This window comes from Methanogenium cariaci JCM 10550, assembly GCF_001315945.1.
GTDB lineage: Archaea > Halobacteriota > Methanomicrobia > Methanomicrobiales > Methanomicrobiaceae > Methanogenium > Methanogenium cariaci.
In genome coordinates, this window is record NZ_BBBG01000003.1 from 183,957 (window position 1) to 198,356 (window position 14,400).

Here is a 14,400-nt window from a genome sequence, read left to right on the forward strand (position 1 = left end):
TGTCCAATGGAAAAACAAAATGCTGCTGATTCAAAGGGGGGGTGAATGTTGGAATCGGAGAATACAAAATCCGAAAGACCCAAATTTCATCGATTGGGCTTGGATCATGTGTTGCATTCATTCTCTACGACAGGAGATTAAAGATGGGTGGACTGGCACATGTGATGCTGCCCGAGAGTAATGGCAAAAACGAGCGACCGGGAAAATTTGCCGATACTGCAGTGCCCCCCCACCTGGTCTCTGAGATGGAAAAACATGGTTCCTCACGCAGGAATATGTCGGCATATCTGGTCGGTGGAGCGAGTATGTTTCAGCAGTTTAAAGAGAATCTGGATATTGGAAACAGAAATATCATTGCACTGAAAAAACATCTCAATGAAATGAATATTCCCATTGAATCAGAAGATACCGGAGGGAAATCCGGGAGATCGGTCTTTTTTTCCCGGAAGAGGGAGGAAAAGTAAACACCCGAAGAGCGGATGGAAAATGTTACGAACTCTAATTTTTTGTGTTGCCCTGTTTTGTATATTCATTCCGGTATCCGGAACAGTAATGACATTTATCCCTGCAACGGGGGGGTCTATTTCCTCACTGGAGGTTATGGATATCAGTGAAAGTCATGACGGTATGGTTGCATTTGCAACGACAAACGGTCTTTCTCTGTATGACTCAGGGTGGGCGACAATCCAGAAAGAACCATGGAACTATGATACCGGATTACAGGACGATTTTATTCAGACAATCGAATTTGATGATAAGAATTATCTCTGGCTTGGATTTTCAGCAGGTGTGCAAAAATACGATGGAATATCATTTACCCGGGTCGGAAAGGATGAATTTTTTTCCACAATGAACATACATGATATTCTCTGTGATAACAATACTATCTGGATTGCGAATGGATATTCCGGGTTAAATCATTTATCTGAAGGAGGATGGAACTGGATCCGTCCATTCACTGAAGATGGGCCGGGTGCCTATTATATTACCTCTATGGCAAAGGATCATGCAACAGGAGACATTATTCTGACATCCCGTTCCCACGGTATCTGGAAGGGAGTATCGGATGAGGAAGGTATACATTTTTCACCCATTCCCATCGATGAGGAGCACTACGGGAAGATGACCACGGTGGTGGATTACCCATTTGGCGGGGTAATTCTGTTTAATAAAAATATCATTCTGCATTATTCTGAATCAGCCGGTTTTTCCCGAATCACGGATACTACAGCACTTGGACCGGGTGTTATCAGAATTAATGATGTCGCAGTAACAGAGGAAGGCACATTTGTTATCGGTACAAATAACGCTCTATGGATATGATAATAGTGAGATTATCGTCCATATTACCCGGAATATTCTCAAAATTACCAGTAATGAGGTAACAAAAGTCTACCCTGACTCAAAAGGGCGATGGTGGTTTATCACCAAAGGGGGGGAAGCAGGATACTATTTCTCCGATAATACCACCGAAAAGATACCGGTGGCCATGGTAAACGAATCAGTCTCTGAAGATTCCGGCATGTCAGAACCATCCGCCCCCATCCGGCTGGCGGTTCATTATGTGTCCGATCCTCTATGAATGAGCCTTCAACACTTTTTTTGCATACATATCAACAGAATCAATGAATAGCATGCGGGCCTGTCTGGACACTTCTTCTTCAGCAGAAAAGATATCCTGGACAATATAATCTAACGGGATAAAGTAATATGATAATGAGTTGAATCTGCGTAATAATTCTTTAAATTGCATCGTGGATTCATCTTTCTGGTTTTTTAATACATAAAATGTCCAGTCCAGAATCTGTATCAGGTATACGGGCATCCCTTTCTCCGTTGCCATTGAACGATACTGTGAATATGATGATTTTCCTGTTGCAATGAGAGAGAGCTTCAGCCCATAGTATATCGGTTCAAGACTGTCCGGATACTGCTGAATCATCTGTTTTACAATGCCGTTTGCTCCGACACCGTCGCCATGTTCAAGCCTGAAATTAAATGATTCGCAGAGGAAATCAAGGTCGTTGAAAAATTTCACCGTTGCAATATTAAGCATTTCAACCTGTTTTGCCTGATTATTATCCTTTTTTGCCTTCTCTAAGCCAATCCAGATAAACCACTTTTCATTGGGAAACCACCAGTGAGACATCTTGATCATAAACCAGAATGCATCATCTACCGTTTTATCATCCGAAAGGTCCAGTGGTTTCAGACGGTACAGGGGGGGTGGCTGAACCCGTGCCATCTCCAGTAACTGTTCCCGTGCTGCAAGTTCTGTTTTCTGTCTCAGTCGTGCGGTTTCGCTATTTTCCTCTCCGGTACGGGATTTTGAAATGGAATAATAACAGTATGCAATGAGAAATCCAATTCTGGCATCATGCTTCCAGTAATCGGCAAAATACCCAATCGCATCCTGGAAGTGTCCGGATGAGAGCATCTGTAATCCGCAGAGAATTCTAAGAGAAGCCTTTCCGGGAGACCGTTTTGAGCGGATAGCAGTGGTAACGATACGTTCAGTATACTGTATTACATTTTTCTGACTGCTCTTCGTCATCACCCGGTATGCAATACTGTCAATAAATTCATCGTATGTTGCATGATCAATATCAGGAAATCCCCCCCTGTCCAGTGCAGATACGATATGGGCAAAAAAATGGGAAGATTTACATCTATTTTTTCAGTATTATTGTCGATATATAAATAGAGATCCTGCCGCAGATTCTCGATCTGTTCATACCGTATTGCATCCCCAAGTTTTTCACCCCGTACCATATTTCACTATATAAGTTTTAAAAAAGATAAACCCCCCCTATGGTTTTGAAATTTACAATATATGTATTAAAAAAGATAATCCCTTAGGATTATTAAATATCACCGTAATAGTATTCACCTTTCGCCCGCTGTTCCCGGTCAAGATAGGATTCCGGTTTGTTTATCCGGGGGGGCCGTCCCGACTGGTCCCGCCGGAAGGTGACATCCAGTCCTTTCAGGAAATGGTTCATACCATCTTTCATATCATAGGGTCCATATGCAGCACCACTGACACCGGGTGTTCCGTCAAAGACAAGCATACGTTCACTGATCATATCAACCAGGTAAATATCATGATCGATGACAATGATGCCTGCCTCTTTTCCTTCCGCATGCCGGCGCAAAACCCGTGCCAGTTTCACCCGCTGTTCAACATCCAGATGCGCACTCGGTTCATCAAGAATATAGAGATCAGCATCCTGTGAGAGACACAGTGCGATTGAAACACGCTGCAGTTCTCCACCACTCAGCTGATCTACCGATGACTGAAGAAGCGGGGGGGCAATGGACAGAGGTTCAATAATTTCATGCTGATAATATGAGGAATCAAACGAACGGCAGGCCTGCTCAGCAGGAATTCTACCGAGACCGATGAGTCGGCTTTTACGTACTGCGGTTTGTATGCAATTTTTACGGTTTTATCCATCTCACCGCGGTCCGGTTTTTCAACGCCTGCAAGCAGCTTGGCAAACGTACTCTTTCCGATACCGTTCGCACCGACAAGGCCCAGCACCTCTCCTGCCAGAATTTCTCCGGCAGAGACACGGAGCGAAAAGGTGTCGCCGTAGTTCTTTTCCATCTCCGGGAAGGTAATGAGCGTCTGTCGGGCTGCATCATGGGTGTGGAACCGCGTCTCAAAGGTGACCGCATAATCCCTGAACCGCACATTCTCCTCCGGTAAAAATCCCTCCAGGTACTGATTAATTCCAATTCTCACGCCTTTTGGGCGGGTGATGATGCCGAATACACTGGGTTTACCGTAGGCAACATGCACCGTATCCGCAAGCATATCCAGAATGGCAAGGTCGTGTTCAACGATGACGACGGGACGCGTCAATGCAAGTTCCCGTATCAGTCGTGCAGCAGCCATTCGCTGATAAATATCCAGGAACGGGGGGGTAATTTCATCAAGGAAATAAAAATCTGCATCACGCGAGAGACAGGCGGTAATAGCAACACGCTGGAGTTCACCACCACTCAGTTTACCAATCGGCCGGTCCAGAATTGATTCAAGGCGGAATTCATGAATATAATGATCCAGCATCCCCCCCCGTTCGTCCGTTGATTTCAGCAGTTCAGCTACTGTTCCCTTAAAGACCTTCGGTATAAAGTCAATGTACTGAGGCTTTAGCGAGGGCTTGACGGACGATTTTGAAACCTGCTGGAGGTAATCATACAATTCCGTCCCCCCCGTGTACTGTTTTAATATCCCTTCCCAGTTGGAATCATCCTCAGGGTTGCCCAGATTCGGAACCAACTGGCCACACAGAATCTTGACGGCAGTACTTTTTCCGATACCATTCGCTCCGAGAATCCCGGTTACTTTTCCTTCAACCGGAATCGGGAGTCCATATAATGCAAATCCGTTTGTTCCATACCGATGCGTGGGATTATCCAGTTCTTCGGGCAGGGTCACAATATCAAGTGCGTCAAACGGACATTTCTTGATACAGATACCACATCCGACACAGAGCTCTTCTGATATCACCGCTTTCCCCTGCTCTCCGATGACAATCGTCTCATCACCGGTACGGACACGCGGACAGTACAAAATACATTCTTTGCCACACTTTATCGGGTGGCACCGATCACGATGAACAACAGCAATACGCATAGTATATCACAAAATTATTGAATTGTCAGGAGAATTGTCCAGGTGATGAACCAGAACGCAAACGCCATAAAACTTTGATAAAACCAGTCTTTTCCGCCCAGTCCGGACACATCCATCTTCATGAGCATGAATATATGTTTCTGGAATACCATCGCCCCCCCGAGGAGGATGAGCAGTCCGATAACACCCTGGGTCTCATTTTGAATGAGGAGATACGAGAGAATACCTGCAATAATTCCCATAATGCTCGCGATACCCGTACGGATAATCCGTTCATTATGCTCTTTTCTCTTTTGTTCTCCGGACTTGACAATTCTTGCCTCAGTTCCGTTGGACACGTTTTCTTCAGTCATCCTGGCACCAGTCATTATAATTTTGTCTTAGGACAATATGTAATTTGGTATAAATGGCGAATTTAAAGGGAATGAGTGGGCTTGATATTCATGCCATGGTGTCAGAGGCCCAGGGGGGTTTCTCCCTTTCTGGGTCGGAAAAACCTACCAATATGATACCGGGATGTTTGGAATCCGTCTCAATGGAGAAGATAAACAAAAATTTTCCCTGATTATTGAAATCGGGAAAAGGGTACATTTTACGTCATCACTCCCTGCAGCAACCGCAAATCCGTCAGGATATTCAATGTTTCTGCGAAAATATTGCAATGGCGGAAGAGTGCTTGGCATATCACAGCCGGGGGGGATAGAACGGGTAGTCGATATTGAAATAGGAAAGAGTGGAAAACGGTTTCATTTGATTATAGAACTCTTCGATGAAGGGAACATCATCCTGACAGACGGGGGGGATTACACTATAATTCAGCCCCTGAAAAAACATCGGTTCAAAGACCGCAGTATTTTCGCAGATGAACATACACCCTTGCAACCCATACTGCACCGGCATCTGTTGAAGAATTTACTCCCATTCTTCAGGCTTCAGATGCCGATACCGTCAGGACGCTTGCCACACAGTTTCTCATGGGGGGGAAAATTTGCAGAAGAGGCGTGCAGAATTGCTGATGTCAGTAGATCCGAACCGGCCGTTACCGCACCTGCAGACCAACTGTTTGCAGCATACCAGACTATTCTGAAGAGAACCGAAGAGGAACGCAGCCCCTGCATCACGAAATCCGGGTGCTGGCCGTTTATTCTGGGAAATGAATCCGCAGTAGAGACATTCACGACGTTTCATGAAGCACTTGACCAGTATTATCCCCCCCGCGGAAAGGAGCTGGTTACCCCCCCGCCAAAACCGAAACTCACACGGGAAGAAAATATCCGGCTCCGGCAACTGGATGCGATTGCTTCGTTTGAAAAGAAGATCAAGCGATATGAGGTCATTGTTGATGCGATATATACGCATTATCCCTTCGTCCAGGAAATTCTGACGACGCTGAAAAGTGCCAGTGCCACTTCCTCCTGGCAGGATATTGAAAAGATCCTGAAAGCGAGCAAGAGCGATGTAGCTTCTGCCATAAAGAGGATATACCCTGCCGAAGGCGCAATTGACCTTGATATTGATGGGAAAATTGTCAAACTCTTTGTTGAGGAGAGCATTGAAGCCAACGCCGAACGGTATTACGAACTGGCAAAGAAATTTAAGAGGAAGCGGACGGGTGCATTTGCAGCAATGGAACGCATGGTCATCATCCCCCCAAAAAGCAGAAAAACGTGATCCCTCTCCGAAAAAAGAAATGGTTCCACCGGTTCCGCTGGTGTTATACCTCTGACGGAGTGCTGATGGTGGGCGGAAAGGATGCCGGTACCAATGAAGAAGTAGTAAAAAAATACCTCCAGGGGGGGGTGACACCTTTGTCCACGCGGATGTGCACGGCGGCAGTGTCATCATCGTCAAAGGAGATACCGAAAAGAATGATGAAGTCGCCCAGTTTGCCGTATCATATTCAAATGCCTGGAAAAACGGCAATCTGACCGCCGATGTATATGCTGCGTCACCCAGTCAGGTGAGCAAGACCCCGGAAACCGGAGAATATGTCTCACGCGGTTCTTTCATTGTCAGGGGGGGAGAACGGACATACACCCGGAATGTCGGCCTTGGTGTCGCCATTGGTCTGCAGGTAACGCCTGAGTTGGGTGTGATCGGAGGGCCTATCGATGCGGTGAAGAGCAGGCAGAACATTATGTCATCCTTCGTCCGGGACGCTATGAGCCCAATGACGTGGCCAAAAAGATCCTCAGGATACTCCGGGATAAATATGGGGATGAATGGAAGTCGATGAAAAATGTCCTGAATTCAGAGAGTATTGCCGCATTTGTCCCACCGGTGGATCTGATATTACTGAAGAGTTATGAAAGCAGAATTCGATGGACTGAAGGGATCTGACGGTGAGATACGGCTGTTTCCGGAATCAATTGATGATATCTGGCATATCAAACACCTGATCCGGACCGGCGATCTGATTTTTGCAGATACGTTCCGGAGCCTTGATTCCCAGACCGATAAAACGCGGCCGGAAAAGACCGAAAAAAACCGGTACGGCTGGGCCTCCGGGTGGAGAAGACAGAATTCCACCCGGACACCATCAGGCTGAGAATCTCCGGAGTGATTGAACAGGGCCCCCCCGACACCGGTTTTTACCACACCATCAATCTTGAACCGGGCCGGGAAGTCTCTGTCATTAAACGATGGACGCAGGTTGAACGGGAACGAATCGACCGGGCCGTCAGCGTGTCGACCACCGGCATCGTACATATCGTAGCCATCGAGGAAGGGGAGGCACAGATATTCCGTATCCGTCAGTACGGGCCGGAATATGTGATGACTATCTCTGCCGGAAGCGGAAAACGTGAGGGGGTGGATGCCCGGCATGCGTTTTTTGAAGAAGTCTATCACTCCCTTTCCACGGTCACCGGATCGATTGTTATTGCGGGACCCGGTTTTGTGAAAGAGGATTTTCTCGCCTATCTCCGGAGAACTAATGCGGATATGGCTGGCCGTATGCTGACCGCCGAGACACGCAGGACAGGCCGGGGGTGCGGTGCAGGAAGTGATCGGACAGGGTATGCTGGAACGGATCACGCAGGACCTTCAGCTGGGAAAAGAGGTCACCCTGATGGAGGAGCTGCTTAAGAGAATGGCGGGTAACGGTCCTGCTGCATACGGTGTTGATGAAGTTACAACCGCAGTTCAGTATGGTGCCGTATCAGACGTTCTGGTTGTTGACACGAAGATCAGTGAGGATGCGATCAACCGCCTGCTCGAATCTGCCGATGAGATGCGAGCAACGATCACCGTTTTTTCATCAGAATTTGAACCGGGTAAACAACTGGATGCAATTGGGGGAATTGCCGCAATACTGCGATTTCCCATTCAGTAAAAAAATTATTCTTCGGATGATTCTTCTGGTTCAGAAGATTCATCTGCTTCTTCAATCTCTTCAGCTTCTTCCGCCTCTACAGGTGCAGCAGGACGTTTGTAGGATTCCTTTAACACGATCTCGTCAATACCATTGATGAATTCAAAGATCTGGTGCATAAGGATGCCACGGGCCATTCCCCCCCAGCGCTTGTCATAGTTAATGCCCGGAGGCAGAATCAGGGTAAGAACACCATCGGTGAGTTCAATGTCCATCTCTCTTCCGGTATACAGATCAATAAGACCCTGTACCTGTTCTTCGGGACTCTCGACAACAGCTTCGATCTCATATTCGTAGGTAAGTGTCTTACCGGCAAGCACATGGTTAAAGTCGACAACAGCTCTCTTACCAACAACACCGGCAACGATACCTTCCTCGCCGTCGGATGTGATTCTCATGCCGACCTGAGGTTTCTCGCCGAAGTTTTTGACGGGAGCAGACCGCATCAGTGATTCATCGCGGGGGCCATATGCCTTCTCCGGAGGAATTTCAACGGTGCCTTTTTCGCCGACTTCTTTGCCGACTAATGCCTCATCGAGACCAGGAATGATGTGCATGCCGCCAAGACGGACGACAATTGGTTTGTATTCTTTCTTTTCGTTGAAGATACCTGCTTCCGTTGCTTTGTCTGCTTCTGTGGTATCAAAGACGCTACCATCTGATAAGCCGGTAAATCTCAGTTTAATAAAACTTCCTTCATTAACTACCATTCGTTTCACCTGTCTATATTTATACGGCGTGTTTACTTAAAATAATGAGTTCCTTAATCGAAGTTGAAACCAAAATTGCGGTATCAAATCTCCCGGAAATCGCAGACTGTCTGCGCTCTCGGGGAGCAGTCGATCTCGGCAGTTCGGTTCAGCAGGATACCTATCTGAATGCAACGCACCGGGATTATGCCAAAACCGATGAGGCACTGCGTGTACGCGAGACTGCATCCGGCACTGAGATCACCTACAAAGGCCCGAAATCCCCGGGCAGCAAGTCAAAGGCACGAACAGAGATTACGCTCTCTGTGGCATCTGCGCCGGATGCCATTGCCCTGCTTACGGCAACCGGTTTTTTCGTGAGTGCCACCGTCAGAAAGGAGCGGCATGAATTCCAATACGGCGGCACCACCATCGCTCTTGACCGCGTGGAAAATCTGGGCACCTATATTGAAATCGAAGTGTTGACCGACGCGGATATCGCTGCGGCGGATAAAAAAATTGATGCCGTTAAAAAAGAGCTGAATATTTCCGGGGGGGCACACATCCCTGTATCGTATCTGGAACTATTGCTCTCTAAAGAGTGACGAATTCCACTTCAATCTCTTTTGCTTCGTCCCCCAGAGTAATCAGCGCGCATTTTCCCTCTGAGGCAGGGCCGGGGTTCACAACCAGCGTCCCTTCAATCTCAACAACCCCCCCGGTGTGATCATGAATATGACCGCAGCAAACGAGATCAAAATCCTTTAGACTCTCCCGGAAACATCTGCACCCGACATGTGTTCCGCCAATATCATCCAGGGTGCAGTAGGGAGGGGGGGCATGGGTGATCAAAATATTATGTACATTCTGGCGTGCTCTCTGTTTTGCCTTCCCCCCCAGCAGTTCCCCCCCCAGTTCCTCTTCAGAGAGTTCAAACGGTGTGTTAAAGGGGGTCGGGTTTGAACCTCCCACACCGGTAAAGGTTACCTGTCCTATCTCAAGGGAGGTGCCATGCAGGTTTACTGCGTCAGAATATTCGATGACATCCAGAATCTGCCGGGCATCACAGTTGCCGGGAATCGCAAAACACGGGACATCAATCTGTTTAAATACCTCATTGGCTTCCTGAGGATCTCCACAGTCGGTGATATCCCCCCCGGCGATGATCACCATATCCGGAGCCAGTTCCATGAAATCGGGAATCGTGTCATACTGACCGTGGATATCTGTCAGAAGAAGGATTTTCATCATGATAACTGGTCTTCATGCTCCTTAAAAAACCTTACCTCAGCATCAATCCATGAACCGGTTGCCTTTCCGCTTTGTGCCAGCCTTCCCAGTTCTCGCTGTACATCAGGAAGGATGCTGCGTGCCGATGTCCCCCCCGCAAGGGGCGTCCCCCCCGGAAGCGGGGTGAAATGATGGACGTGCACAATACCCCCCCCGCGGGAAATCTCTTTCATCTGGGTAACGGAGAGCCGCTGTTCGTCATCGGATTCATAGGGGAGGCCCACAATATAATCGACAATCGGGGTCAGGCCATGGTCTCTGCAACAATCATATGCTGTCATCACGTCCTCTGCCGTGTGACCGCGCCTGAGCATTTGGAGCACATGATTACTGCCGGACTGCGCACCAAAGTGCACCTTCCGGTTTGCACAGTAGCTCTCAATCAGGTGCAGCGATGCGTCAGATATGCACTCGGGCCTCACTTCACTGGGAAACGTCCCGAAAAATATTCTTCGTCCGGTGAGTGATTTGAACAATTGTTCCACTTTGTCAAGGCGCAGATGAATGCCATCGGACCCATATGCCAATGCGTTCGGTGTGACAAACCGTACGTCACGGAACACACGGGTGGCACGCTCAATATCATCGATTCTGCGGTGATGCATATGCCTGCCACACAGCCGCGGCGTCTGGCAGTATCCGCATCCGAACGGACAGCCACGGCTGATTTCCGTATACCCCCCCTTCACCACAGAAAACGGCGGATAGGAGGAGAGCAGCACCGAATGGTTTGGCATCACGACCTGCTCTTTTGACGCCACTCCGGCAGGCAGTATCTGACTGCCGGACGCAATCATGTTGATCAGGGCAGGCATGGTATACTCCCCCCCTTCACCGATCACCACATAATCTGCATACTGCCGCACCTCTTCCCAGCAGGCGGTGGGATGCGGCCCACCGACAATGGTGATACATTCAGCATCAGATATTTCATCCCTGAAATGGGGGGGTTCATTAACAGAATTCAGACTGTAACAGGTGATGTCATTTTCTGGTGAACTCACTTCATGTAACGTAATGTCGGAGAGTTCACATGCTGCGCTCAGAGCAGCAAACGAATTTTTTGCCCACGGTATGGAGCGCCAGTTTATCTTCATCAGGGAAACCCTCAGGGAATAATTTCACAGCCGTTAAATTTGGGATGGTCAAACTGTTCGATAGCGATGGTATTGTCCCGGATACACATCATCACGCGGGGGGGCAGGGCCTGCTGAACTGCTTCCTGAAGCGCCTTTACGCTGCGGTAGATGTCGCTGCAGCCTTCATCCGGCCAGAGATCCATCACATTGGAATACAGGCATCGCCCCCCCACAGAAATCAAAGAGATCGCATTCGATGCAGTCCCCCGTTGTATACGACCTTCCGCAATCGGTCAGGAGGGTCTTTCCTGATATCGCCACAGTAATACTCGGTCATCCCGATCATACAGGGACAGGGGGGGCCACCATACCGTCCGGGGGGGTAATGGAATAGTTGGCAAACCCGGATCCGCATTTCAGAACGGAGAGCCGTTTGCCGTTGATTGCATCCTGCATGGTATCGATGAACGGATACCATCTCAGTACCTCTCCGGTCTCTTCCATGTGAGACACCCACCGCTCCATCAGCGGAAGAGTCCGGGAATATAGGAATGATCCACCCAGTCACTGTAGGTGTCACGACAGTAGGTTTCAGAAAAATTGGCATCAAGCTGCCAGTGAACAGATGGAAACAGTCCATCGGTATCAAATGCAAGATGCATGACATCCCGGTATATGTCGGTCTCTTCTGTCACGGTCATTCTGCCAATGAAATCCGCGGGTATCTTCATCGCCTGAATTTTTCTGCAGTTCCCGATGATCTGCTGATAGGTGCCTCTCCCCCCCCGGTTTCGGTCATGAGTTGTTTCCCGTCCGTCAATAGAGACAATGATTGTCTGCAGACGGTTGAGAATACCGTCAGGCACCTGATCCAAAAGAGTGCCATTGGTATGAAGCATAAACCGGCATCTTCCCGATAATGCCTCCATGACTGACTGAATCTTGTCAATCGAGAGGAGGGGGGGTTCCCCGCCGTAAAAGGTCAGACAGGGATTTGCGTCCATGCCGATAAACCGGCACAGATCCTCAGTTGCATAGGTGATGTCTGACGGAACCTGTCGGGGACGGGGGATCCAGTCGTCAGTATCCGTCTGGGGGGAAATATCCGTCCTTTACAGTATCTGCAGTTCAGATTACAGACGTCGTTTAACAGGATATAATAATACACGCTGATACCCGGAATTAATTGTCACTGAGGGTAATCTCACCCATACTGCCATCAACGGATGCAGAAAATCCTTCTTCCAGCGCTTCAATCGGGGTATCCGGACGGTCGACCATCGGGATCTCAGCGATGATTGCCCCCCCGACAGCGATGATCGGCTCGGCTTCGGTATTGATGATGGCAGACGGTGCCATATTGTTTCGTCTGAGTGCATAGATGACATACGAACCAACCGTTGACCCTTTTCCATATGGAAAGGCGAGCACTTTTCCCGCAATTGACTGCCCTTCCAGAGGGTGACCGGATTCAATCACAACACCCGTCTCCGGATCGACTCCTGAAAGAAAGGAGATCGGTTCACTGCTGACAAGAACCGCACCGGATCCGATGCCTGCTGAAATGCCGCGTGCCTGAATTGTAATGGACATACTACATAAATGTGGTGAGAACCAAGATAAATATGACATGGATGAGAGCATCATCAACAATACCAATACCGAACGAAATCCGACCAGCCTGACCGAACAGGAATATGAGGAAATCATTGAAGATTTACAGGAAACAATTGACGAATTACAGGAAACAATTGACATCCGGACAAAAGAAGTTTCCAGTGCGAAAAAGGATAATGAGCAGCTGAGAAAGGAGAATAGTCAGCTGAAACGGACGCCGCTCTTTGTCGCGTCAGTCATTGACATTCTGGATTCCGGAGAGGTGTATCTGCGTCAGCAGGGGGGAATAATCAGGAATATATCACCGGAAACAACGATGCTCTGGGGGGGGCTGAACTGAAACCCGGTATGAAGGTTGCAGTGAACAACGCTCTTTCCATTGTACGTATCGTTGCCAATTCCGTTGATTCGCGCGTGCGGGTGATGGAATTGATAGAATCTCCGGACACCACCTTTGAGAAGATCGGGGGGACTCAGAGAGGAGATTGAGGAGGTCAGGGAAGCAGTTGAATATCCGTTGACAAAACCTGATATCTTCCGCAGAATCGGTGTGGAACCACCCAAAGGCATTCTCCTCTACGGGCCACCGGGTACCGGAAAGACCCTGATTGCAAAAGCAGTTGCCCATCAGGCAAACGCCACCTTCATTCGCATGTCCGGCAGTGAGCTGGTCCATAAATTTATCGGAGAAGGTGCCCAGATGGTGCGGGAGCTCTTTACCATGGCACGGGAACGGGCCCCATCCATCGTATTCATCGATGAGATTGATGCAATCGGCACTATGCGGATGCATGACGGTACGTCCGGAAGCGCAGAAGTGCAGCGGACCCTGATGCAGCTTCTCGCGGAGATGGACGGGTTTGACAACCGGGGGGGGATGTCAGAATCATGGGAGCGACAAACCGGGTGGATATGCTGGACCCCCCCGCACTGCTGCGGCCGGGACGGTTTGACCGGGTCGTGATGGTTCCACTTCCGGACACCGCTGCCCGCCACCAGATCCTGAAGATTCATTCTGCAAAGATGCAGCTTGTGGGAGTACCTCTTGACAAACTGGCGGCAGAAGCGGAGAATTCCACGGGTGCAGAGCTGGAAGCAATCTGCCGTGAGGCCGGAATGATGGCGGTCAGACGGGATGCAGAGGCAGTCACATGGACTGATTTTGAAGAAGCCATGCGTAAGGTCAAGGATAAAACCCAGAAGCCGGACATTATGTTCTTTTAAAATTATGAAGGTAGTGCTCATACAAAAGGAAGGGAAAGACCTTCACTCCACTCTTTTGGCATCCGAGACCAGTCGTGAACTACTCCGTTTTTATCATCCGAAAAAAACCGACTGGGGGGAGTCTGCATTGAAGTGTCAACCCTGGGGGGGAGTGCACTCTCGGTCATATCAGAATTAAAGTGGTACATCCAGCGGTATGTGTCCCAACCGCTCTGTATGCTCTCAAACGGGATGATCTGTACTCCCTCGTATGCAGGCATCATCTATGGACGGGAAGAGTCCGTTCATGATAGCTGGGAATGGGAAATTGTCTATGGCATAAAATATCACACCGTCCTGGACCGGATGGCGGTAACTCCCGAATCAGCAATAAACGAAGTCACGGAATTTGCATCCGGAATGGACACGACATTCCGGGCACGCTGTGCTGAAAAAGAACTGGATAAAATATAGTATTATTTTCAGGCAAACATCGCACTGTCG

The 14,400-nt window shown here is 48.7% G+C and carries 15 protein-coding genes and 4 pseudogenes; 9 read left to right on the forward strand and 10 right to left on the reverse strand.

All coding sequences use genetic code 11. From position 1 onward, the window contains the following. Positions 1-41: 41 nt before the first annotated feature. The 3 genes and pseudogenes from JCM10550_RS04595 to JCM10550_RS04605 all read left to right on the forward strand — a co-directional run bounded on the left by JCM10550_RS04595 (position 42) and on the right by JCM10550_RS04605 (position 1,582). Positions 42-502: pseudogene (locus JCM10550_RS04595) on the forward strand (chemotaxis protein CheD). A gap of 50 nt (positions 503-552) precedes the next feature. Beyond that, on the forward strand, positions 553-1,323 hold the full coding sequence (locus JCM10550_RS04600; RefSeq protein ID WP_062397297.1) for a hypothetical protein: 771 nt from the start codon (positions 553-555) through the stop codon (positions 1,321-1,323). Continuing rightward, positions 1,289-1,582, forward strand: a complete 294-nt coding sequence (locus JCM10550_RS04605; protein ID WP_062397298.1) for a hypothetical protein — start codon at positions 1,289-1,291, stop codon at positions 1,580-1,582. Before JCM10550_RS04600 ends, JCM10550_RS04605 begins: the two co-directional genes overlap by 35 nt. On the opposite strand, the gene JCM10550_RS04610 is transcribed toward JCM10550_RS04605, so the two are convergent. From JCM10550_RS04610 to JCM10550_RS04625, 3 genes and pseudogenes are all read right to left on the reverse strand, one after another. Further along, complete coding sequence (locus tag JCM10550_RS04610; RefSeq protein WP_062397299.1) at positions 1,577-2,554, reverse strand: hypothetical protein; 978 nt, start codon at positions 2,552-2,554, stop codon at positions 1,577-1,579. The genes JCM10550_RS04605 and JCM10550_RS04610 overlap by 6 nt on opposite strands. A 310-nt stretch (positions 2,555-2,864) precedes the next feature. Beyond that, positions 2,865-4,645: pseudogene (locus tag JCM10550_RS04620) on the reverse strand (ribosome biogenesis/translation initiation ATPase RLI). Positions 4,646-4,659: 14 nt separating this feature from the next. Beyond that, on the reverse strand, positions 4,660-4,998 hold the full coding sequence (locus tag JCM10550_RS04625; protein WP_172673763.1) for a hypothetical protein: 339 nt from the start codon (positions 4,996-4,998) through the stop codon (positions 4,660-4,662). 163 nt (positions 4,999-5,161) lie between these two features. Between JCM10550_RS04625 and JCM10550_RS21955 the strand changes: the two genes are divergently transcribed. From JCM10550_RS21955 to JCM10550_RS04635, 3 genes and pseudogenes are all read left to right on the forward strand, one after another. Continuing rightward, the gene (locus tag JCM10550_RS21955; RefSeq protein WP_245618733.1) at positions 5,162-6,316 is read left to right on the forward strand and encodes an NFACT family protein; all 1,155 of its coding nucleotides are present in this window, start codon (positions 5,162-5,164) and stop codon (positions 6,314-6,316) included. Positions 6,317-6,467: 151 nt separating this feature from the next. Beyond that, entirely contained in the window at positions 6,468-6,881 is a 414-nt protein-coding gene (locus JCM10550_RS21960; RefSeq protein ID WP_245618734.1) for an NFACT RNA binding domain-containing protein, read from the forward strand. Between the two features lie 69 nt (positions 6,882-6,950). After that, positions 6,951-7,979, forward strand: a pseudogene (locus tag JCM10550_RS04635) (mRNA surveillance protein pelota). Positions 7,980-7,984: 5 nt separating this feature from the next. On the opposite strand, the gene JCM10550_RS04640 reads toward JCM10550_RS04635, so the two are convergent. Next, on the reverse strand, positions 7,985-8,728 hold the full coding sequence (locus JCM10550_RS04640; protein ID WP_062397304.1) for a peptidylprolyl isomerase: 744 nt from the start codon (positions 8,726-8,728) through the stop codon (positions 7,985-7,987). Positions 8,729-8,772: 44 nt separating this feature from the next. On the opposite strand from JCM10550_RS04640, the gene cyaB reads away from it, so the two are divergent. Continuing rightward, entirely contained in the window at positions 8,773-9,312 is a 540-nt protein-coding gene (gene cyaB, locus JCM10550_RS04645) for a class IV adenylate cyclase (protein WP_062397307.1), read from the forward strand. Here the strand turns inward: cyaB and JCM10550_RS04650 are convergent. The 6 genes from JCM10550_RS04650 to JCM10550_RS04675 all read right to left on the reverse strand — a co-directional run bounded on the left by JCM10550_RS04650 (position 9,302) and on the right by JCM10550_RS04675 (position 12,669). Continuing rightward, entirely contained in the window at positions 9,302-9,958 is a 657-nt protein-coding gene (locus tag JCM10550_RS04650) for a metallophosphoesterase (RefSeq protein ID WP_062397309.1), read from the reverse strand. The genes cyaB and JCM10550_RS04650 overlap by 11 nt on opposite strands. Continuing rightward, positions 9,955-11,094, reverse strand: coding sequence for a TIGR04013 family B12-binding domain/radical SAM domain-containing protein (locus JCM10550_RS04655; RefSeq protein ID WP_062397311.1), 1,140 nt, complete (start codon positions 11,092-11,094; stop codon positions 9,955-9,957). Before JCM10550_RS04655 ends, JCM10550_RS04650 begins: the two co-directional genes overlap by 4 nt. An 11-nt stretch (positions 11,095-11,105) precedes the next feature. Further along, complete coding sequence (locus JCM10550_RS04660; protein WP_172673764.1) at positions 11,106-11,282, reverse strand: hypothetical protein; 177 nt, start codon at positions 11,280-11,282, stop codon at positions 11,106-11,108. 136 nt (positions 11,283-11,418) lie between these two features. Then, positions 11,419-11,580, reverse strand: coding sequence for a hypothetical protein (locus tag JCM10550_RS04665; protein WP_218185122.1), 162 nt, complete (start codon positions 11,578-11,580; stop codon positions 11,419-11,421). A gap of 20 nt (positions 11,581-11,600) precedes the next feature. Next, complete coding sequence (locus JCM10550_RS04670; RefSeq protein ID WP_062397316.1) at positions 11,601-12,080, reverse strand: hypothetical protein; 480 nt, start codon at positions 12,078-12,080, stop codon at positions 11,601-11,603. A 178-nt stretch (positions 12,081-12,258) separates the two neighbouring features. Next, positions 12,259-12,669: a DUF126 domain-containing protein gene (locus JCM10550_RS04675; RefSeq protein ID WP_062397319.1), complete on the reverse strand. Its 411-nt coding sequence runs from the start codon at positions 12,667-12,669 to the stop codon at positions 12,259-12,261. 37 nt (positions 12,670-12,706) lie between these two features. Here JCM10550_RS04675 and JCM10550_RS04680 point away from each other — a divergent pair. Continuing rightward, positions 12,707-13,917, forward strand: a pseudogene (locus JCM10550_RS04680) (proteasome-activating nucleotidase). 132 nt (positions 13,918-14,049) lie between these two features. Next, entirely contained in the window at positions 14,050-14,370 is a 321-nt protein-coding gene (locus JCM10550_RS04685; protein ID WP_062397322.1) for a hypothetical protein, read from the forward strand. Positions 14,371-14,400 lie beyond the last annotated feature (30 nt).